We start from the raw sequence: 21027 nt of genomic DNA, 5'->3' as shown, positions 1-21027 counted from the left end.
GCATTGATTCACCTTATCTGATTGTAGTTTGCCGCCGGTGTTCCCTGGGCGGAACCGTGAAACAACGCGCCGGGCGTGGGAAGCGAGCGCTCCATGACCTACACTACAGGCAAGCAAACGGAGTGCGCTGCCACGCGCCAGAATCTTCGCTCACCGACACCAGCAGGACGGTCCATGAGTTACTTCCAGCGTATCTACCGCACACTCAACCCGGCCAGAAAGCCCGACCTGGAATTGGCCTTCCGTCACAATGTCGAACACCTGCCCACCCTCTGGCTGATCGGCAAGACCGGAGCCGGTAAATCCACGTTGATCAGGGCGGTGACCGGCCTCAGCGACATTGAAGTGGGCCGCGGGTTCAAGCCCTGCACCCGGACTGCTACGCGTTATGATTTTCTCGCCGATACCCCGGTGCTGACTTTTATCGACACCCGCGGCCTGGCCGAAGCCGGGTACGACCCCAGGGAAGACATCAACGCCTGCGAAGGCAACAGCCATGCCCTGGTCATCGTCATGCGCGCCGATGATCCGGAGCAGTCCGAACTTCTTGATGCGCTCAGGCAGATCAGACAATCGGGCATGATTCGCAATGCGCTACTGGTACATACCGCTATCGACTTGCTCGACAGCCCGCAGGAGCGGGACAAATGCATCGCGCTGAACCAGCAGGCCGTCGAGAAGATCTGGGGCGAGATCGAGAATGCTCCGGTGGATCTCATCGGCCGGAGTGGTCAACCGGTCGGTCTGGAAGATCTGATCGGAAAACTGGCCAATTTTCTGCCCATCGTTGCGGAGCTGTTCGAGCGACGGGACAAACAGTCCGCAGAGGAGGCCAATTTCCGCAAACTGAAAACCGAGATCATGTGGTACGCGGGCGCCGCTGGGGCAACCAACGCGGTGCCCGTGGTGGGTCTGGTCTCTGTGCCGGCAATCCAGACCAAGATGCTGCACAGCCTGGCCAACCAGTATGGACTGGAATGGAACAGGCGCCTGCTGGCCGAGCTGGGAAGCACACTGGGCATGGGCTTTGGCGTCCAGTATGCGTCGCGCCTGGGTCTGCAGCAGCTGATCAAGCTGATCCCGGTATACGGGCAGACCGTGGGCGCCGCTTCTGCGGCAGTCACCAGTTACTGCGTCACCTACGCCTTGGGCCGCGCTGGCTGCATCTATTTTTTCAACAAGGCCTGCGGCCAGCCGACCTCCCCCGAAGAGCTCAAGGCAACCTATCGCAAGGCCTTCGAACACATCATGCCAGTGGCCAGAGATGAAGCTGAAAACAACCTTTAACGCCTGGCGCACAGCAGGCTCTTTCTCCGACCGGCTGAAGCCGTTCATGTTCATTGTCGTGCTGCCGCCGATCCTGCTGCTCGCGCTGTTCGGTCTCTACGCCATCTTCCGCTACAACTATATTCTGACCTTCGTCGGCCTGCTCGGGTTGCTCACTCTGGGCGCAATGCTACCGCTGATCTTCATGCGCAAGCGCAAACGCAAAGCCCTGCCGCAAATCGATGAAGCCCTGACTGAAGCCATGGAAACACCAGAGTACTGGACACCCCGTGATCGTCAGGCGCAGCAGGAATTGCTGCCATTGGTGGGCCAGCTGGTCCAGAGCAACCCGGATTGGCGTGCCATGCCGGATGCGTCGCTGGAGATCGCTCGCGGCGTGGCTATGCATTATGGCAAGGGCAAGCGAAATGCCGAATGGGCATTTTCACCGGTAGCACTGCTGGCAATTGCCGAGCGACTGACCCAGCGCTACCGGCGCACCCTCAAGGACAATGTGCCGGGCATCGACCACCTGAAAATTTCCCATGTGCTCTGGCTCGAGGAAAAAAGCGATCAGTTCGCCCCGGCGCTGAAGCTGGTCAACATCTATCGCAAGGTGCGCCTGCTGACCCCGGAGGGCTTGCTCGCCGAACTGGGCAGCCAGGCTATCGGCCAGTCCTTCGAGGGCCTCAGCGATGAGATGCAGATCAGGCTCAAGCGCCTGCTACTGCTTGAGGTTCTGCGTGCGGCGGTTGATCTTTACGGCGGTCATTTCCGCTTCGAGGATGACGAACTGTCCGTTAGCGCCACGACCCGCAAGGACGACACCCGCCCGGCGGAGAAACCCGAGCCGGTCCGGATCTGTCTCATCGGTCAGGTGGGTGCCGGCAAGTCATCGGTCATTAACGCGCTGACCGAGGGCTGGCAGGCAGAAACCAGCGCCCTGCCCTCCACCGACCGGGGCCTGGTTTACGAATGCAAGGTCGACGGCATTCCCTTTCTCAGATTACTCGACCTGCCGGGCCTTAACGGCGATCCGAAAACCGAGAAAATCCTGTTCAAGGAAATGGTCGAGTCCGACATGGTGCTCTGGGTACTACGTGCCAACCAGCCGGCCCGCAAGCTCGATCAGGAGTTCGGCGATCACTTCCGGGAATGGCGGAGCCGGCATATCCATTATCAACCGCCGCCGATCATCGGCCTGCTCAACCAGGTCGACCGTCTTGGTACGCTCGCGGACTGGAATCCGCCCTACGAACTGACTGAAGATTCAGCAAAAGCGACGCTTATTCGTGAAGCACTGGAGTTCAACAGGGATGTGCTGAAGCTGGACGATATTCTGCCCTTGTCCGTCTCGCCCGATAGGGAACAGTACAACGTGGATGCGCTGCGTGAACTGCTGAAGGCCCGATATGACAGGGCGCTGAACGTCCAGCTCAACCGGCGGCGGCGGGAAGCTGGTGGGTTCTCCGCTTCGCGCGAATGGAAGCGCGTACGGCAGGCGGGAAGCTCGCTGTTTGCCCTAATGAACAAGGATCGGGAACCCTAGACGCAGCATCGATCTGGAGGCACAAATTCCGCTTCGTTCGGGGGAGATACGTTATCCAGCAAAGTTATTAAAATGCGCAAGCCAGGCAACTTGCCAGAGAAAATCAGGTCTCACATACAGCGCCGGACATATCGGAGCGCACGTTCGCTAAAACATGGGGTCCAGTAGAGCTGTTAGAGTAGGAGGTTAGCCATGAGGTCATCGACGACCATCCAGTTGCAGATTGGCAATGCCATTCCACCCGGCAACGAGAAGGAGACGAGTGAAATCATCGAACTCTGGCACCAGATCAATGCCTTTTTCGCCAATCTGCCTTTCACCGCCCAGGGCCAGCTCAACGGGCCGGCCAATACTTACCACGTCAGCCTGGACGCCACAGAACTGATTGCCGCCATGGAGAGCGCCAGTGACCAATCCGGCTCGTTCTCCAGGCATCAATCGGCTTATGTGGACGATCCGGCCAAAGCAATCATGGCTGGATTATCCGTTACCGTCTCGGCGGAAAACCATACCTCTGCGGAGGAAGAGCGATACCAGGTAGCTACCGTCTTTGTCCAGCAACTGGTGATGGCGGTCAATCTGCTCAGACCCGGAGCCATCCAGCTTCTGGACACCCGATTTATCGGCGAAGGCGCCCACAAGTACGAGGCGCAAAGTTACGACTCCAGAATGTATTACGGCGCACTGAAAACGTCGCAAGAGAACCACTGGCCACCCCTTAAAGCGCTGTCCCTTGAAGAGACATGGTCCTGGCTTGAGAGCACTGGAAGCAGCCGGACAGACACTGCAATCAAAAGCATCAACAAAGTGCTGTTCACCCTGCTGAAGGTAGCCCAGCAGCGCCATGAATACAGCTCCAGAACCGCGATGTTGGTGATGTACCAACTGGAAATACTGCTTGAGTGCCGCCAGATCAACTCCCTATCAGATCTGCGCCACCGAACCGCACTGATCATTGAGAATTTTCCCGGGTCTGCCAACTGGCTATCGGAGCTGCACGACGCCCGTAATGGCCTTGTCATGTCAAGCGTACCGGTGCACCGCCCTCCTCTGATCTGTCAGACCACAGGCAATGCTCTGCGCAAACAGTCCGGGCAACATTGTTCCGCTGTTGAATCAGGCACTGCGCTTGTTCTGGCGCTTCTGCATGATCTGATTTCCCATGGGGTACAGCGCTACCGATTTTCGGAAACCATGGCCCGGGAATAGATCGAACTGAAACGTCACATAAGGGATCCAAGCTTTGCTGTTCCAGATAACTGGAGTAATGAGGTATGGGTAACATAGCGACAGTGACGATGAATCCCACCGTCGATCTTTTCGCGGAAACCGAAAGACTGGTGGAGGACGGCAAAAGCCGCTGCCACAATGTTACCCGCGAACCTGGGGGTGGGGGCATCAATGTAGCCCGCAACTTGCACCGCTTCGGCATGGATGTCGTCGCGATCCTGACCGCAGGAGGTTTGCAGGGAGAGTTGCTGAAACGAATCCTGCAGCGCGAGATGCTTACCTTTCACTGCGTCGACATCCAGGATGAGACCCGCCAATCACTCGCGCTCACGGAGAAGGCCAGCGCCAGGCTCTTTCATCTGGTTTTCCCCGGCCCGGAGCTACAAGAGTCCGAGTGGCAGCGCTGTATCGATGCGTTCGATGCGCTAAAACCCAAGCCCGATTACCTGGTGCTCAGCGGCAGTCTGCCGGGGGGCGTACCGACGCACTTCTACGTAACCCTGGCGTGCTCGGCTACGGCTGCCGGCACCCGGGTGATACTGGACACCTCCGGCAAGGCTCTGACCGGCTCCCACGGAAAGTGTATTTATCTTACCAAACTCAACTTCGGTGAATTCGCCGAACTGGGATACTCCGGCCCACGGGAGCATTCCAGCATATTGACCGCAATGGCGAAAGTTATCGACCAGGGACTTACCGAGAACCTGATTGTCACTCTGGATGCCGACGGAGCCCTGCTCGCGTCCGGTGCCGGCGAAAAACTGCACGCCCGTCCTCCCGAAACCCGCGTGATAAGTCACGTGGGCGCCGGAGACAGCTTCGTCTCGGTTCTTGTCCACCAGCTGGATAGCGGAAAATCCATAGCCGAGGCATTCCGTTACGGCGTCGCGGCCGCCGCTGCCAAGGTCAGCACACCGGGCAATCAGCTCATGGACCTGGAAAGGGTGGAATCCATCGCCAAAATGGTAAAGATTCACCAGCACGCATAGACATGTCCACAGAGCGTTTCGGGCACCGGTCAGGTTGCGCCGCCCCCTGAGATTAATGGCGAGTCAGAGCATTCGCTGCATCATATCCACACAACGCCTGGAGAATGCCCATTCATTGTCGTACCAGGCCAGCATCTTGACGAAGCGGTCACCGATTAACTGCGTATCCTGACTGGTGACGATTGCGCTCTCTTCCCTGCCGACGATGTCGCTGGAAACAAGGGGCGAATCGTCTACCGCAAGAATACCCTGCATCGAACCGTCCGCCCGCTCCCGAAATGCATCGTTGATCCGCGCACCATCAGCGTCTGCCGCCAGGACGCATGTCAGATCGAGTAATGACCCGCATTTGAGCGGTGTCCGCACTGCGATACCGTCGAGTCTCCCCTTCAGGTCAGGGATGATCTGACTGATCATCGCCGCCGCGCCCGTGGAGGTAGGAATCAGATTTTCCGCTGCGGCCCGACCACGTCGGGGCTTCTTATGCGGTCCGTCCAATAGCTTCTGGGACGCCGTGTAGGCGTGTACCGTATTGATAAAGCCTTTTTCGATTCCGAACTCGTCGTGCAACACCTTCACTACCGGCGCCAGGCAATTGGTGGTGCAGCTTCCGATCGAGATAATATGATGCCGGTCCTGATCATATTCATCACCATTGACGCCAAGGATGAAATCACCATCGAGCTCGGTTTTACCCGGCGCCGAGATGAGCACCTTTCGCGCACCCGCTTCGATATGCTGCTGCGCGTCTTCTTTTTTGCGGAAAAGTCCGGTGGCTTCGAGAACGACTTCAGCGCCCTTCTCGCCCCAGGGCAGTTGCGCCGGCGCTTTCTCTGCACCTACTGAAACAGTGATCTCATCATCAATTATCAGCGCGTTACCCTCGGCAAGCACATGGTGACCCCAGCGGCCATAAGTAGAGTCGAATTGCAGAAGATAGGCCAAGGTATCGGGGTCGGTGATGTCATTGATATGAACCACTTCCAGTCCTTGCTGCTCATAGGCGATGCGAAATACCTGACGCCCGATACGGCCGAACCCGTTTATTCCAATCTTCATAATTGCGGTCTCCGTTGCTTGCTCTGGTGAAGTGTTCAGACTTGTATAGAACCTTGTCGAGAAAAGACGGTCAGGCCACGGTCACGGACTCTGCAAGATAGACATCCTGAATCCTGTGCAGGAGCTGCACGCCTTCCGTCATGGGTTTCTGGAAAGCTTTGCGTCCGGTGATCAGTCCCATTCCGCCCGCGCGTTTATTGATCACGGCCGTACGCACGGCCTGATGCAGGTCGTCACCGCCGGACGCTCCGCCAGAGTTTATTAAACCGATGCGGCCCATATAACAGTTCGCTACCTGATAGCGGGCAAGCTCAATTGGGTGGTCTGTGGCCAATTCCGAGTACACACGATCGTGGGTCTTGCCGAACTCGAGCGCTTTAAATCCGCCATTCACTGTCGCCTGTTTTTGCTTGACGATGTCGGCACCGATAGTCACGGCCAGATGGTTGGCCTGCCCGGTCAAATCCGCTGCCGTGTGGTAATCGGTACCATCCTGTTTGAATGCGCGGTTGCGTAGATACGCCCAGAGGATCGTGACCATGCCGAGCTCATGGGCGCGAGCAAAAGCCTGGGACACCTCTTCGATCTGCCTCCGAGACTCGGGAGAACCGAAATAAATCGTTGCGCCCACGGCCACGGCTCCGAGTTCGAACGCCTGATCGACAGTGGCAAACGGCGTCTGATCGTATTGATTCGGATAGCTCAACAGCTCGTTGTGATTGAGCTTTACCAGAAATGGGATCCTGTGAGCGTAACGGCGACTGACCGATGCCAGCACACCATAGGTCGAGGCAATGGCATTACAGCCACCCTCAATTGCCAGTTCCGCGAGATTCGCGGGATCGAAATACAGCGGGTTCGGTGCGAACGATGCACCCGCAGAGTGTTCCACGCCCTGATCGACCGGCAGAATCGACACATAGCCTGTGCCCCCCAGACGGCCATGGCCGAGGATCGTTTGCAGGTTACGCATTACGACACTGGAGCGATCGCTGTCGGCCAGCACCCGCGACACGTAATCGGGACCTGGCAAATGGAGATGCTTGCGACTGATACCACCGCACTCGTAACCCAGCAGGAACTCGGCTTCATGGCCGAGGATGCGTTCGATTTCACTCATTGATCACCTCATCCGGTTTTTTCGCTGACCCCGTTCATTCGTCATCTCAATGGCAAGCTCAGTTCAACCAGATTGACAACTTTAAAGAGTACGGAAAAAGGCTGCGAACTCGTATGGGACTTTCTTGTCCATTATCAGGACCGGATATTAATAATCAGGCCACGCTTTTATTCGTTCGCCCAAGTGGCCAGAGCCCCGTCGTGTAAGCACGAGATCCTTTTTCAAAGGGGCTTGAGGAGTAGGCCAACATGGTGCTGTTACGGGCTTTCGCACAGTTGCCCCGACTGGTGGTGAGCGCTTCTCTCGAGGCAGAGGATTTTCTGCAGATCATTCGATCAGCCGCATCCACGGACGGCCCCAGATCGAGGAGCTAATCTTTGGATTCGACAGACGAACGTAAAAGTAACGGCATCGACACGCACAATTGGCACGCTCTAGACATTGAGGGCACTTTGGCGGAACTCGGCGTCCGGAAGGAAACCGGATTGACGGACGACGAGGCGCAGGAGCGCTTGAAGCGCTATGGACCGAACCAGTTGCTGGCAACGGAGAGCCGGCCCTGGTGGCGAATCCTTATAGGACAGTTTCGCAGTATCGTCATTTACCTCTTGGGCGGTGCCGCCATCCTGGCTTTTGCTACGGGTCGCCTGCCCGAGGGCTTTGCGGTCCTGGCGGTGCTGTTTGTCAATACTGCCATCGGTTTTGTCAGCGAATGGAAGGCTGTACGTTCCATGGCTGCTCTGCGTCGCTTGGGCGAACACATGACCCGAGGCCGGCGGAACGGCAGTGAACGGGACATTGCCGCAGCGGAAATCGTGCCCGGCGATATCATACTGCTGAAAGCCGGCGACCTGATCCCCGCCGATCTACGGCTGATCGAGGCGGAGCAACTCAGGGTCAACGAGGCGCCCCTTACAGGGGAGTCGGTACCGGTGAGCAAATTAACCGATGCCGTGGCGGCGGATACGGATCTCGCCGACCGCACGAACATGCTCTACAAGGGCACCAGCCTCGCCGATGGCAGGGCTGTGGGCGTTGCCGCAGCCACCGGGTCGGAAACAGAGCTGGGGCGGGTGTCCGCACTTGCGGAATCGGCCGAGGGAACGGTCCCACCATTGCAGCAGCGGTTGGATCAACTGGGGCGTCGTCTCGCCATACTGACCATCTTCGTTGCCATTGCGGTCGCATTGCTGGGCTTTCTGGTAAAAGAGCAACAGACCGCGCTGGTGATCGAGACCGCACTTGCGCTGGGGGTGGCGGCCATTCCCGAGGGTCTTCCTATCGTCGCCACCATTGCCCTCGCCCGGGGCATGTACCTGATGGCGGCCCGCAACGCGCTGATAAACCAGCTCACCGCGGTGGAAACCCTGGGGGCCACCCGGGTGATTTTTTCGGACAAGACCGGCACGCTGACGGAAAACCGGATGAGGCTGCAAAAAATCATCACCCCCACCGGCGATCTGGTGTTGGAGAAAACCGGGACTGACGAGAAGCTGGCGGACAAGGACGGGGTTCGCCGCACCGTGGCGGTCGGCGTGCTCTGTAATGGCGGCTCCCTCGGCCAGGAACAGGGCGAGGACAATCCTCGCGGCGATCCCACTGAAATAGCGCTTCTGAAAGGCGGAAAAAACCTGGGACTGGAACGCAAGTCGCTGCTGGAAGAGCGGCCCGAGGCCCGGGTGGAAAAATTCGAGCCCCGAGTGAAGAAGATGGCCACCTTTCATCAGGATAATGGCGGCTTTTACGTGGCGGTGAAAGGTGCTCCCGAGGCCGTGCTGGAAGTGTGCAGCGACATCGCGGCGGCGGATGACGGCACCGAGCCGCTGGATGACGAAACTCGCCGCCATTGGCTCGAACGTGCTAACCAACTGGCGGGCGAGGGTTTGCGCCTTCTGGCCATGGCCGAGAAACAAGTGGCGGCCAAGGATGCCGATCCCTATAAAGAGCTGTGCTTCCTCGGCCTTGTGGGCTTGCTCGATCCTCCACGCAAAAATGTCAAAGAGGCGATAGACGCCTGTCAGGCGGCCGGGATCCGGGTGGCAATGGTGACCGGCGATCAGCTGGAGACCGCCACGGCGATCGCCCGGGCCGTGGGGATCGTCGGGGGCAAGGATGATCCCGAGACAGTCGGCATGCTGGGGCGGGACATCGGTTCTCCCGAAGAAATCGACGAGGACAGGCAGGAGAAGATCTACCGCGCCAACATCTTCGCCAGGGTGAGCCCCGAGCAGAAGCTCGATCTGGTGAGTATTTATCAGGATCGGGGAGAGATCGTAGCCATGACCGGTGACGGCATCAACGACGCGCCCGCCCTGAAGAAAGCCGATATCGGCATTGCCATGGGCAAACGGGGAACGGAGGCGGCCAAACAGGTCGCCGACATGGTACTGAAGGACGACGCCTTTGAAACCATCGTTGTAGCGGTTCGCCAGGGACGTGTCATCTTCGACAACATACGAAAGTCGGTCATCTTCATGCTCACCACCAACGTGGCCGAGGTGCTGGCGGTGGGGATAGCCACTGGCGCGGGATGGCCTCTGCCATTGCTGCCCCTGCAGATCCTCTACCTCAATGTGCTCACCGACGTCTTTCCGGCTCTAGCCCTGGGGGTTGGCCCGGCTAGCGGCAGTGAAATGCAAGACAAACCACGCAGCCCCCAGGAGTCCGTGCTCTCCCGGGCCCACTGGACGGAGATCTGCGGATTTGCCGCCATCTTGGCGGCCTGCGTGCTGGGCGCTCTCCTGCTGGGACAGCGCTGGCTGGGGCTGACGGAACTGGAAGCAGTGACGGTTTCGTTCCTCACCCTGGCTTTCGGTAAACTCTGGTTTACCTTCGTTCTGCGCAATCCAAGATCCGGTATCGTGCGCAATGAAATAACGCGCAATCTCTGGGTCTGGGCCGCCCTCTTGCTCTGCATTGCCCTGCTTGCCGCCGCGGTATACCTGCCACTGCTATCGAATCTGTTACAGACCCAACCGCTCGGCTGGGGGCCCTGGCCACTGATTTTGGGAGTGAGCGCGATTCCTTTCCTCGCGGGACAGTCACTCCGCGAAGTGCAGCGACACCGGCTGACTAAAAAGAATGAAAGCGATTCGTCTTCTGACCGGGTGTAACGACACAGGCCTCCCTTTTTCTCGCCTGGCAGTGTCTATAACAGCCGGAGCGATTCAACCTTGCATCAGGATTAACCCATCGGTCATGGGCAGGAGAAGGTTATGACGACCCCACTCACGAGTCAGCGGCTGCGCATGTATGACAGCAATGAGCTTGATAACGTGCTGCAAACGATGGCGCGCAAAGCCTCGATAATGTTGCCCCCAGCTCATGCCGCACTGATTGGCATCCAACGCCGGGGCGAGCCGCTGGCTCAGCGGTTGCGCCAACACATTGCGCGTCAGACCGGTCAGCCGGAACTTCCGCTTTACCCCCTACGCGTCAAGCGCTACGACGACGACCTCCAGGTGCTGCATACCAACACGCAATTGACCGAGAATCCGGCGCTGCGCGAGCTGGACCTTGCCAACACCACGTTGCTGGTTGTCGACGATGTGCTCTTCGAAGGTCATTCGCTCCTTCGCACCTGCGCGTATCTGGCACAACTCGGGGCTCGTCACGTCTATAGCGCCGTGCTGGTCGACCGGCATATCTGCCAGCAGCCAATACGGGCCAACATTGTCGGCGTGCATCTGCAAGTAGCCACCACTGACATCGTCGAATGCAATGTGCCGCCCTACGAGAAGGAGTTTTGCATTGAGGTGGTGCGGCATGGCGCCGACCGCTGACGAGGTCATTTGGTCAGCCAAACCGGGCTTTTCATTCAGGAAAAGGTGGCTGGGCGGGTGATTCCATTTCCGGAATGTCGGTCATAGTTGCCTCTGTCAGCAACAAGATACTGGCGATTGAAACGGCATTTTCGAGAGCAATACGCACCACTTTGGTCGGATCAATAATACCCGCGTCATACATGTCTACATAGCTGTTGACGGAGGCATCGAAACCGACGTTTCCAGACTCTGCCAGCATACGGGCAACCACCACGCCGGCATCCACCGCGGAGTTTTCCGCGATGATTCTTGCCGGTGCTTCCAGCGCCCGGCGAAGAATCTGCAAACCGGTCCTGGCATCGCCCTCATGACAAGCTTCTTCGGCAGCGATAACCGGAACTGTCTTGAGCAGCGCAAACCCACCCCCCGGAACAATACCTTCAGCAATCGCCGCCCGGGTGGCCGAGATGGCATCATCCAGCGCATCCTTGCGTGCCTTCATTTCTGCTTCGGAAGGTGCCCCGACCCGGATCACCGCAACACCGCCAGACATCTTGGCCAGTCGCTCTTGAAGTTTTTCACGGTCGTAATCGCTGGTGGTGCTGTCCATTTGTGCACGAATCTGCTGCAGACGGGCCTCAATGGCCTCGCGCGTGCCCGCACCACCAATCAGTGCGGTGCTGTCCTTTTGCACCACCACTCGATGCGCCCGCCCTAGCTGGCTCAGTTCCACCTGTTCGAGAGTGACACCCAATTCATTGGAAACCACCGTTGCGCCTGTCAGAACCGCGATATCCTGGAGCATTTCCTTGCGTCGGTCACCAAAGCCTGGCGCTTTGATCGCCACTGCTCGCAGTACACCCCGTATCTGGTTGACGACCAGTGTTGTCAACGCCTCACCTTCGATATCGTCTGCTATCAATACCAGGGGTTTTCCACTCTTGGCAATGAGCTCAAGCAATGGTAGCAAGTCCCTGAGCACACTGAGTTTATGGTCGCAGAGCAGCAGATAGGCATCATCGAGTTCTACCTGCATCTTCTCGGGGTCGGTGACGAAATAAGGCGAAACATAGCCTCGGTCAAACCGCATGCCTTCCATAACCTCCAACACTGTTTCGGTGGTCTTGGACTCCTCAACGCTGACGACGCCTTCAACGCCGACCTTTTCCAGGGCGTCTGCCACGAGTTGACCGATAACAGGATCATTGTGCGCCGACAGCGAGGCGACCTGCGCCTTTTCCTTGGGTGTGCTGACCGGGCGAGACTGGGCGACGAGTGATTCTATGACCAGCGCCAGCCCACGATCCAGGCCGCGCTTGAGGTCGATCGCACTGGCCCCGGCAACGACGTTGCGTATGCCATCGGCCAGGATTGCATGGGCCAGCACCGTTGAGGTACTGGTCCCATCGCCAACCGCATCGCCCGTGCGTTCGGCTGCCTGACGCAACATTTGGGCACCGAGGTTTTCCTCGGGGTCCTCCAGGTCAACGCGTTTGGCAATCGTTACGCCATCATTGCAGACCGTCGGATTCCCCCACTTGTTCTGAATCAACACCGACTTTGATTTGGGGCCCAGCGTCACGCGCACAGCGTCCGCCAATTGCGTGGCTCCACTCAGGATTTTCTGGCGAGCAGTCGCACGAAACACAATTTTACTGTGAGCCATCTCGGTGTTCCCCGGATCTTGGTGTGACGCATGCGTTTTACAGCGTCAGTTTCAAGTGGACAGCGGCACTGTGACTTTTATCCATAAAGTTGCAGTGACTCCATCCCCTTCCAATAGCTGGGAATATCGCTTTTGCAGCGCCTTTGTGGATTGAAACCCTGCGCGAGCGGCTCATTCGTGACGGCAATGGCAATGGCAGTAGCGTTTGTCACATCCGCGCCACCTGAACGGCTGGATCAGTGATTCCGGTTGAGCCGTCCTTTGTTCAATAGAAGCCTTGCGTTGTTATTCAGGAAACGACCGAGGGCGCCCAGAAACGCAAAAGCCAGCAAGAGGCTGGCTTGTCAGTTCACGTACATGATCAATGCCAGAAAACCAATTAATACTTACCAATGCCTGATGGCAGAAATCATCGCTACGGAACGGGCTGCTACAAGTCGTAATCCATGTTCGCTTCGGGCTGATAGAGCACTTCCAGCACCTTCAGCTTCAGCGGCCGGCATTGCGGCGTTCTCCATTCGATGCACTGCCCCGTTTTGAGTCCGAGGAGCGCCGTGCCAACTGGAGCAAGAATGGAAACTGTGTCGGCTGCGCCAGCATCCTGGGGGTAAACCAGGGTTACCACAAACTCGCGCGACGTTGTCTCGTCCAGGACATGGACCTTGGAATTCATTGTGACAACATTGGGCTGAATACGCTTATGGCCAACGATACGCGCGCGGTCTATCTCGTTCTCAAGCGCCTCAAGGAGATCCAGCGGATATTTCAAGGGATCAAGAATTTTGTCGAGCCGCTGTAGATCAAGCTTGCTGATTACGATATTTGGGCTTTTCATGGTGACGACTCCGTCAGTCAGGTTTTAAACCATAGGCGCCAGTCAGCTCACAGAATATTGGCTGAGGACGACCATTTTGATAGGGGCTACAGGTTGAAGCGGCCGGGTACGTGAAGACGCCCCGGCTTAAGAGAGGAAATTCTGAAGTGTTCTGTATGCGATACGCTGGTGGTTCATTGACGCTGCAATCTATCTGACAAGACGTGCATTCAACATGAGGGATTTGGGATTAAATGCAAGCTTCTGCGAGAGGGGTTCTCAAAGGTCCCCAGTATCAGGAGCTTCGCTCACCGATGGCTTTTGTCATCGGCTCCGGACCCAATCGGTCAGGGGCTAGCGTGATAGCGGGTATCTCCCAGCTCGTGATTGGTGGCGCGGAGCCGCACACGCCGCTGCTGCAGTCCGATCATCAACAGCGGCAATACGATCATCGCACTGCCCGCCAGAAACCAGAAGTTCGGCACCTCAGCAAAGAATATCCAGCCTATGATCACCGCCCAGATCAGCCCGGTATATTCCGCACTGGTGACCTGATTAGCATCCACGTACTTGTATGCCAGGAGCACGCACACGTTATAGCCCAGGATGAATAACGAGGAGCCTACCGCACTGATGAATACCGCATTGCTCCATGCAGCGCCTTCCCATATTGCCAGTGCCAGACATAGCGGAATGATCATCAGATAATTGAGAAAAAGCTTGTGCACCGTGGATTGCTGGCGAGGCAGCTTGCGTACCAGAACGGCGTTGATCGCCAGTGCAGCGGCTGAACCCAGCGCGCCCAATGCGGCCCAACTGAAATCAACCGGCCGCAATATGACCATAATGCCAGCAAACCCGCTGATCACGGCAGCCAGACTCAGTCTGGTCAGACGCTCACCAAAAAAGCTAACCGAAAGCACCATGACCAGAATCGGCGCGACATAGAAGACCGCGTTGGCAGTAGCCAACGGCAAGGCGACCAGCGCGTAGACCATGCAGATGATGCCTACCAGATGCACGTGTCCGCGAATGAAATGCAGCCGCGCGCCCGCAAAAGGTTGGCTGGTGTCGATCTGTCGCCAGAATGGCAACAACACCAGAAGTGTGATGACACAGCGCATGAATGCGTACTGGAAAACGGGCGCACCTTGCTCGAGAAACTTGATGAATACATCGGATATCAGCGCCAGCGCGTTCCCGATGATCAACAGCACAATCGCGCTGTTGACTGTTTTACCTGACATACCTACCTCTGGACAATTATGTGACGTGCCGGGAGTGTAAGGTTTGCCGGGTATCCGGAGAAATGATATTAGACTAAGTAATATTAGATATTTGGATACTGGAGCATTCCATGAAATTACCTCCGCTAAAGGCCTTGCCGGTATTTGAAGCCGTGGCACGGCTCAACAGCTTTTCAATGGCCGCCCAGGAGCTGTCCGTCGGGCAAAGCGCAGTCAGCCATCAGATCAAGCAACTGGAAACCTATCTGGGGGAGCCTCTGTTCATTCGCACGGGCCGTTACTTGACGCTGACCGAAGAGGGTCGTCAATACTTTGATGCAATAAGTACTGCACTCCTGCAGGTCGAGAGAGCCAGCGAGCACATACTGGGGCATGAAACCGCAAGCCTTAGGTTATCGGTATTCAGCTCATTCGCCGTCCGCTGGCTAGTGCCAAGGTTGCCAGCGCTGCAAAAGCAGTGGCCGCAACTGGATCTGTCGCTGGAGATGAGCGGAGAAAATCCGCAATTGTCCGACCGGGTAGCCGACTGCTTCATCACAGTAAGACCGACCTCGCCTGCCTTCAGCTACGAACTGCTCTACACCGAGCGTCTGTTCCCCGTATGCAGTCAGCAGTACTGGCAAACAATCTGCCGTGAACAGAAGATCGATCCCAACCTGCAACTTGATCCAACTGCGCCCTTGAGCCCCTCAGCACTAGAGAGCTATCCACTGCTGTCTACTCACAGCATCTACAACAAGACCGGCGGCGACTGGACAGCCTGGTTCGAAGCCGCAGGACAATCCCTTCCCCGCGGAACCCGACTGCAAAACTTCAGTCATATGCTCCTTGCGCTAGAGGCCGCCCGCTACCATCAGGGCATCGCATTGACCAACGATTACATGCTCAGCAACCGCTCGGATTCAGCGGACTTCGTCCGACTCCCTTGCCACCACGTCATGACTGGGGACCAGTTCTATTTCGCCTGGAAATCCAGCCGTCGTCATGAGGCGGGCATACAAATTCTGCGCCGCTGGCTGATTCAGCAGAGTATAGAATCCGGGCTGAGGCACGTGAGTCAGGAAGGGAACGCAGCCCGTTAGAAGTCGGTGCCTATTGCCAGTGCCTGTTTATAGACGCTATGAAGCGAGCTGCGAACCGACATAGGCTAGAAGTGTCTACTGCAGCGGGGTAAGTCCAAAATGATGACTTTTGTAGCGCATGAACTGTGTAACAGCTCATATCTAGGTGAACTCAACGGCAGCGTTCAATTACGCCAGTGAATCGCCCCAGCTTTCTTGAGCGTCTGCTACGGCCGCTAGGTGGGCCACTATTGGCCGGAAGCAGTCTGCCATGACCGCCGGCTTTCGGCCAAAAGCCGCCTGAACGGACTGGCAGGTAACGGCTGTGGATTCAACTGGTCGACGCAACAGCATGGTTAAAGCACTCAGCAGGCGTTGCGACTTTCCCTTTTGGGGTGGCAAATAGCCATGTCGACATGGTGCATCCGGTTATGGAAGTTATTTCCATCTGCAGGACAGATAACGAAAAAACGAGATACAAAAAATTGTAGGAATTTCTAGTCAAGCGTAAATATGTTGGGGTATACCAAAGTTTACTCTGCCTCGAAATTTACGCTAGATTTCGTGTATCACGCTCAACTTTCCATCGGTCGTCGGTGCAAAAAGTTCTCACTATCAAAGGTGACTAGCGCTCAAAATCAGATTTCCCATAGGTTCGCTTACCGCCATAGGATTGATATGACTGAACAAGTTGGATACTCGGGACGTCTATTGGTCCTCGATGACGAAAGTGATGTTGCCTCCACCATATGCATGATGGCAGAAAAGGCATCATACGCCACAGCTCATACCGATGATGCTGATATCTTCCTTGATAAAGTGGTCAGCTGGGCACCAACTCACGTCATGGTAGATCTACAGCTTGCGGATCGCGATGGGGTGGAGGTCGTTCACCGCCTTGCCAAGATGGGGTGCAAAGCAGCCGTCATAATTATATCCGGTCTGGGGCAGCGCATAATTGATTCATCTGCCCGCGCGGCCACTGAAAATGGGCTCTGGTTGTTGGGGACTTTGCACAAGCCATTTCTTCGCGCTGAACTTATGGATCTTCTGGCGGCGGGTGCGCCAAAGAAATGGCCGCAGCGTTTACTCCCATTGGCTGTCCGTCCCCAGCGGCAAATTCTCAAGGATCAGCTTGCCCAGGCGCTGCGAGCCAACGCATTTACCGTGTATTTTCAACCCAAAATCGCATGTCACAACGGTAAGCTGGTTGGCTTCGAATGTTTGGCGCGATGGCCTCAAGCAGACGGGAGCATGATACCACCGGATCAGTTTATCGGTTTGGCGGAACAGACAGGGATGATCAATGAGCTGACGCGGCAGGTCTATCAATTTGCACTGGCCAACCTGCCAGGACGGCCTGCAAACGCGGAGCTAAAATTCGCCTTGAACCTCTCTCCCATTAATTTTACTGACGAGACTTTTCCCCGCTGGCTGCTGGACCAATGCAGAGATCATGAGGTTGCACCCTCACAGATAATTCTGGAACTTACGGAAACCGCCAGCCTGGACAACCCGCTGGCGCTGCTGGAAAACCTGACACAGTTCCGAATTCGTGGTTTTCACCTCTCCATTGATGATTTTGGAGTTGGGTATTCATCACTGATTCAACTCGCACGGCTCCCCTTCTCTGAGCTGAAAATTGACCAGATGTTTGTCAAAAGTCTGGCCAGTTCGGAAGAATCCCGCAAGATCGTCACTGCCATGGTCGGTCTGGGTCATTCTCTTGATCTCAATGTGGTGGCTGAAGGAGTTGAAGATCCCTATGCGCTGGATTTCTTGCGGGGACTGGGTTGTAACGAAGCCCAGGGTTATTTTATTGGCCGTCCGATAGATAGCAGGGCTGCCACCGCATGGAATGGCTTTTCACTGGAGCGCAGTGAATGAGCCAACCAATTGACCAACAATACAAACGCCTATTTAAATCTTCACCGGGCAAGGTTCTGGTTTTACGGCCTGGCAGTTTTGAGATAGTTGCCGCCACCGACGAATACCTCCGGGCAACCCTGACAAAGGAAAACGACATTCTCGGCAAAACCCTGTTCGAAGTGTTTCCCGAAGACCCCGAAGACCCCCAGGCAGACGGGGCGTCGATCCTGTCGGCGTCCCTGGCCCGGGTCCAGTCATTGAAAGCACCGGATGTCATGGGGGTGCAGCGCTACCCGGTGCGACTTCCTGACGGAACCTTTGAAGAGCGTTTCTGGAGTCCAGTCAACAGCCCTATACTGGATGAGGCTGGGGACGTTGAATTCATCATGCACCGGGTGGAGGATCTCACTGCCATCATCAATGAGGGCATCCTTCCAAAGCCCCCCTCAGCGATTGGCAATAATGACCTGCGTGTCTTTCAGGACACCCTGCTCAGGTCGAAAGAGCTCCGACAGGCTTTGTCGAGGCTGCAAGAATATGAGGCTCGCATGCTCGCCGCGGAGCGCTTGCTGAATCTGGGCGCTTGGGAGTTCAACATAAAAACCGGGCGGCACAGCTGGTCTGAGCAAATTTTTAACATTTTCGATCTGCCCGCCGATCAGGCTGGACCTGATCTGGAGGCGTATTTTGCAACCGTGCATCCGGATGATCGCCAGGCCACCCGCGAAATCTTTGCGACTTTAGGGGAGCTGAACACATCGCAAGTCGAGTTTGAGCACCGGATCAACCTCCGCGGGGGCGGCGTGAGGTACGTCAAGGGCGTGGGTGAGCGCCATGTAACCGCAGATTTTGAAGTTGTAGTTGTCTATTTTCAGGAGATCACTCCCCTAATAAAGACCCGGCGGAGCCTGGCGCAAGCGGAAAATCTTCTCCGTTTGGCCGGCGAGAAAGTGCGACTGGGAGGCTGGCGTGTCGAGCTCAATGATGAAACCATCATCTGGACGCCGGAAACCGCAGCCATTCATGGCATGCCCGCAGGTTATTCGCCGCCTAGTGCCGTCGAGGCAATAAATTTCTATGCTCCCGCGCACCGCGATCTGATTGCGAACTCGCTTAAGCAATGTGTCGAGGAAGGGCAGGCGTTTGATGTGGTTTGCCAGCTCCGCCGTGTCGATGGGCAACAACCGTGGGTCCGGGTAATTGGCGTTGCCGAGAGAAATCACAAGGGGAGTATCGTTGCAGTTCAAGGTGCTTTTCAGGATATAACCACACAGCATGAAGCGCAGTTGCTGGCAGCTGAAGCTGAACGGAAGAGACGGGACGTACTGGAAAGTATTAGCGATGGATTCTATGCGCTCGATAAGAACCACATCATTACCTATATCAACCGGCAAGCCGGTGTGATACTGGAGCGCGATAGGGATGAGATGCTGGGGAAATACCTTTGGGATCTTTACCCTCACGCGGTGGGCGGCGAGTTTTATCATCAATTTTACTGGGTATTGGAGCATAAGCAGACCGTACGCTTTCAGGCTATTTATAGGACTCTGGGAAAGTGGTTGGATGTCACTGTTTATCCGATACCCGATGGTTTGGCCGTCTACTTCCGTGACTTGAGCAGTGAACGGGAGCATCAGGAGCAGTTACGGCTGATTGAGGCCGCCCTGGCACGACAGAATGACATCGTTATGATCACCACAGCGGATGCGCTGGACGAGCCGGATGGGCCACGCATTGTCTATGTCAACGAAGCCTTCGAGCGGATTACCGGCTATAGCAAAAGCGAGGCTATCGGCCGCACACCGAGAATGTTGCATGGCCCTAAATCAGACCGAGGGCAGCTGGATCGTATCCGAAATGCATTGCAAAACAGGCAGCCGATTCGCTGCGAAGTGCTCAATTACACCAAAGCGGGAACACCCTACTGGCTTGAGCTGGATATTACGCCTCTGTTTGATAACGAGGGGCTCTGCACGCATTTTGTGGCCGTCGAGCGGGATATCACTGAGCGCATCGCGATGGAGCAACAGTTGCGGGAATCCCAGAAATTAGAAACGGTTGGCCACCTGACCGGAGGCGTTGCACACGACTTCAACAACTTGCTGACGGTGATTCTGGGCAATGCGGAAATGCTGGTTGAGGGTATGACTGATCCGCAACTGCGCTCCATGGCAGAAATGACACTGTCCGCCGCGGAACGCGGTGCCGAGCTCACAAGCCGACTGTTGGCCTTTGCCCGTCGCCAGCCCCTCAACCCTGAGTTCACAATTATCAACCAACTGGTCGAGGCCATGCGGCCCCTGATCCGTCGCACGCTGCCTGAGCATATTGAAATAGATTTTGCTCTCGAACCCAACCTGAGCATTATTGAGATTGATGCTGGCGAGCTGGATACGGCGTTGCTGAACTTGGTTGTCAATGCGAGAGATGCCATGCAGGATGGGGGCAAGCTGACTATCGAGACCACCAACGTCGTGTTGGACGAGAATTACGCTAATCGGCACGATGAAGTGGTGGCAGGGGAATACGTGATGCTGTGTGTCTCTGATACTGGCACAGGGATGACGCCGGAAACGGCGCGGCAAGCCTTTGAACCCTTCTTTACCACAAAACTGAAGGATCAGGGCAGCGGCCTTGGCCTAAGCATGGTGTATGGCTTTACCAAGCAGTCGAAAGGGCACATCAAGATCTACTCGGAACTCGGTGAAGGCTCCTCCATCAAGTTATATTTCCCCAAAGCGCAGGGAGCTCATACAGCAAGCGATAAATCAAAATTTATTCTAGAGCCGGTGGGCGGCAACGAACACATCCTTATTGCCGAGGATGACGATCTGGTTCTACAACACCTTGAGACTCAACTGCGCGCCCTAGGCTACCGCGTTACCGCTGTCAGATCGGGACCCGAAGCGCTGGAAGCGCTAGCGGTTCAACCTGACACCAATATGTTACTGACCGACATTATAATGCCTGGTGGCATGAACGGACGCCAGTTAGCCGACCAGACCAGGGAGCTTTATCCTGCTGTGAAAGTACTGTTCACCTCAGGCTACACCGAAAATGCCATCGTCCACCATGGTCGCTTGGATCCGGGCGTTGAGCTGTTAAGCAAGCCCTATACCCGTCTGGAGCTGGCAACCAAGGTGCGGCGAGTTCTGAATTCAGCTGATTGAAATCATGCCAGCGCGTCCCGCCTGGCAGCAGCGCTGAGATGTATTCCAGTCATATCCAAAGGCAAAAGATCTTATCGGATGAACAACGACAGCCAATTTTCTACTACTGAATCCGAAGCAGGGACTGAGTTTGTCACTCTTTGCGCCTGGACTCGTACCGTCAGGTATGAGGTAGCGTAGATGAGTGTCGAAGCTTACCTGAAGCGGCGATACGGCGTTGTCG

Annotated in this window: 14 protein-coding genes; 9 read left to right on the top strand and 5 right to left on the bottom strand. The window is 56.3% G+C overall.

The genetic code is table 11. The features are described from left to right. The first annotated feature begins 174 nt into the window (after nt 1-174). The 4 genes from ABYA88_RS11040 to ABYA88_RS11025 all read left to right on the top strand — a co-directional run bounded on the left by ABYA88_RS11040 (nt 175) and on the right by ABYA88_RS11025 (nt 5034). A complete protein-coding gene (locus ABYA88_RS11040; RefSeq protein WP_373187324.1) occupies nt 175-1287 on the top strand; it encodes a YcjF family protein in 1113 nt (370 codons plus the stop codon). Continuing rightward, nucleotides 1265-2815 carry a GTPase family protein gene (locus ABYA88_RS11035; protein ID WP_373187323.1) on the top strand — a complete coding sequence of 517 codons (1551 nt, stop codon included), beginning with the start codon at nt 1265-1267 and terminating at the stop codon, nt 2813-2815. The genes ABYA88_RS11040 and ABYA88_RS11035 overlap by 23 nt, the downstream gene beginning before the upstream one ends. 192 nt (nt 2816-3007) lie before the next feature. Next, a complete protein-coding gene (locus ABYA88_RS11030; RefSeq protein WP_373187322.1) occupies nt 3008-4024 on the top strand; it encodes a hypothetical protein in 1017 nt (338 codons plus the stop codon). Nucleotides 4025-4089: 65 nt separating this feature from the next. Further along, nucleotides 4090-5034, top strand: a complete 945-nt coding sequence (locus tag ABYA88_RS11025) for a 1-phosphofructokinase family hexose kinase (protein WP_373187321.1) — start codon at nt 4090-4092, stop codon at nt 5032-5034. Between the two features lie 63 nt (nt 5035-5097). Here ABYA88_RS11025 and gap read toward each other — a convergent pair whose 3' ends face one another. Both gap and ABYA88_RS11015 read right to left on the bottom strand, forming a co-directional pair. Beyond that, a complete protein-coding gene (gene gap / locus ABYA88_RS11020) occupies nt 5098-6093 on the bottom strand; it encodes a type I glyceraldehyde-3-phosphate dehydrogenase (RefSeq protein WP_373187320.1) in 996 nt (331 codons plus the stop codon). A gap of 70 nt (nt 6094-6163) precedes the next feature. Further along, entirely contained in the window at nt 6164-7213 is a 1050-nt protein-coding gene (locus tag ABYA88_RS11015; protein WP_373187318.1) for a class I fructose-bisphosphate aldolase, read from the bottom strand. Nucleotides 7214-7590: 377 nt separating this feature from the next. Here ABYA88_RS11015 and ABYA88_RS11010 point away from each other — a divergent pair, with 377 nt between their 5' ends. Next, nucleotides 7591-10326 carry a cation-translocating P-type ATPase gene (locus ABYA88_RS11010; protein WP_373187316.1) on the top strand — a complete coding sequence of 912 codons (2736 nt, stop codon included), beginning with the start codon at nt 7591-7593 and terminating at the stop codon, nt 10324-10326. 102 nt (nt 10327-10428) lie between these two features. Next, nucleotides 10429-10995 carry a phosphoribosyltransferase family protein gene (locus ABYA88_RS11005; RefSeq protein WP_373187315.1) on the top strand — a complete coding sequence of 189 codons (567 nt, stop codon included), beginning with the start codon at nt 10429-10431 and terminating at the stop codon, nt 10993-10995. A gap of 31 nt (nt 10996-11026) precedes the next feature. On the opposite strand, the gene groL is transcribed toward ABYA88_RS11005, so the two are convergent. The 3 genes from groL to ABYA88_RS10990 form a co-directional block, all read right to left on the bottom strand. After that, nucleotides 11027-12643 carry a chaperonin GroEL gene (groL, locus tag ABYA88_RS11000; protein ID WP_373187314.1) on the bottom strand — a complete coding sequence of 539 codons (1617 nt, stop codon included), beginning with the start codon at nt 12641-12643 and terminating at the stop codon, nt 11027-11029. 430 nt (nt 12644-13073) lie between these two features. After that, nucleotides 13074-13478, bottom strand: coding sequence for a nucleoside diphosphate kinase regulator (gene rnk, locus ABYA88_RS10995; protein ID WP_373187313.1), 405 nt, complete (start codon nt 13476-13478; stop codon nt 13074-13076). A 326-nt stretch (nt 13479-13804) separates the two neighbouring features. After that, nucleotides 13805-14704 carry a DMT family transporter gene (locus ABYA88_RS10990; protein WP_373187312.1) on the bottom strand — a complete coding sequence of 300 codons (900 nt, stop codon included), beginning with the start codon at nt 14702-14704 and terminating at the stop codon, nt 13805-13807. A gap of 110 nt (nt 14705-14814) precedes the next feature. Between ABYA88_RS10990 and ABYA88_RS10985 the strand changes: the two genes are divergently transcribed. The 3 genes from ABYA88_RS10985 to ABYA88_RS10975 all read left to right on the top strand — a co-directional run bounded on the left by ABYA88_RS10985 (nt 14815) and on the right by ABYA88_RS10975 (nt 20804). Continuing rightward, a complete protein-coding gene (locus ABYA88_RS10985; RefSeq protein WP_373187311.1) occupies nt 14815-15786 on the top strand; it encodes a LysR substrate-binding domain-containing protein in 972 nt (323 codons plus the stop codon). Between the two features lie 657 nt (nt 15787-16443). Then, on the top strand, nt 16444-17652 hold the full coding sequence (locus tag ABYA88_RS10980; RefSeq protein WP_373187310.1) for an EAL domain-containing protein: 1209 nt from the start codon (nt 16444-16446) through the stop codon (nt 17650-17652). Continuing rightward, nucleotides 17649-20804, top strand: coding sequence for a PAS domain S-box protein (locus tag ABYA88_RS10975; RefSeq protein ID WP_373187309.1), 3156 nt, complete (start codon nt 17649-17651; stop codon nt 20802-20804). Before ABYA88_RS10980 ends, ABYA88_RS10975 begins: the two co-directional genes overlap by 4 nt. The last annotated feature ends 223 nt before the right edge of the window (nt 20805-21027 follow it).

The sequence above is a fragment of the Halopseudomonas sp. genome (assembly GCF_041579695.1).
In the GTDB taxonomy this organism is placed as follows: domain Bacteria; phylum Pseudomonadota; class Gammaproteobacteria; order Pseudomonadales; family Pseudomonadaceae; genus Halopseudomonas.
Note: the sequence above shows the minus strand (reverse complement) of the source record. Positions and strands in the feature narration are given on the sequence as shown.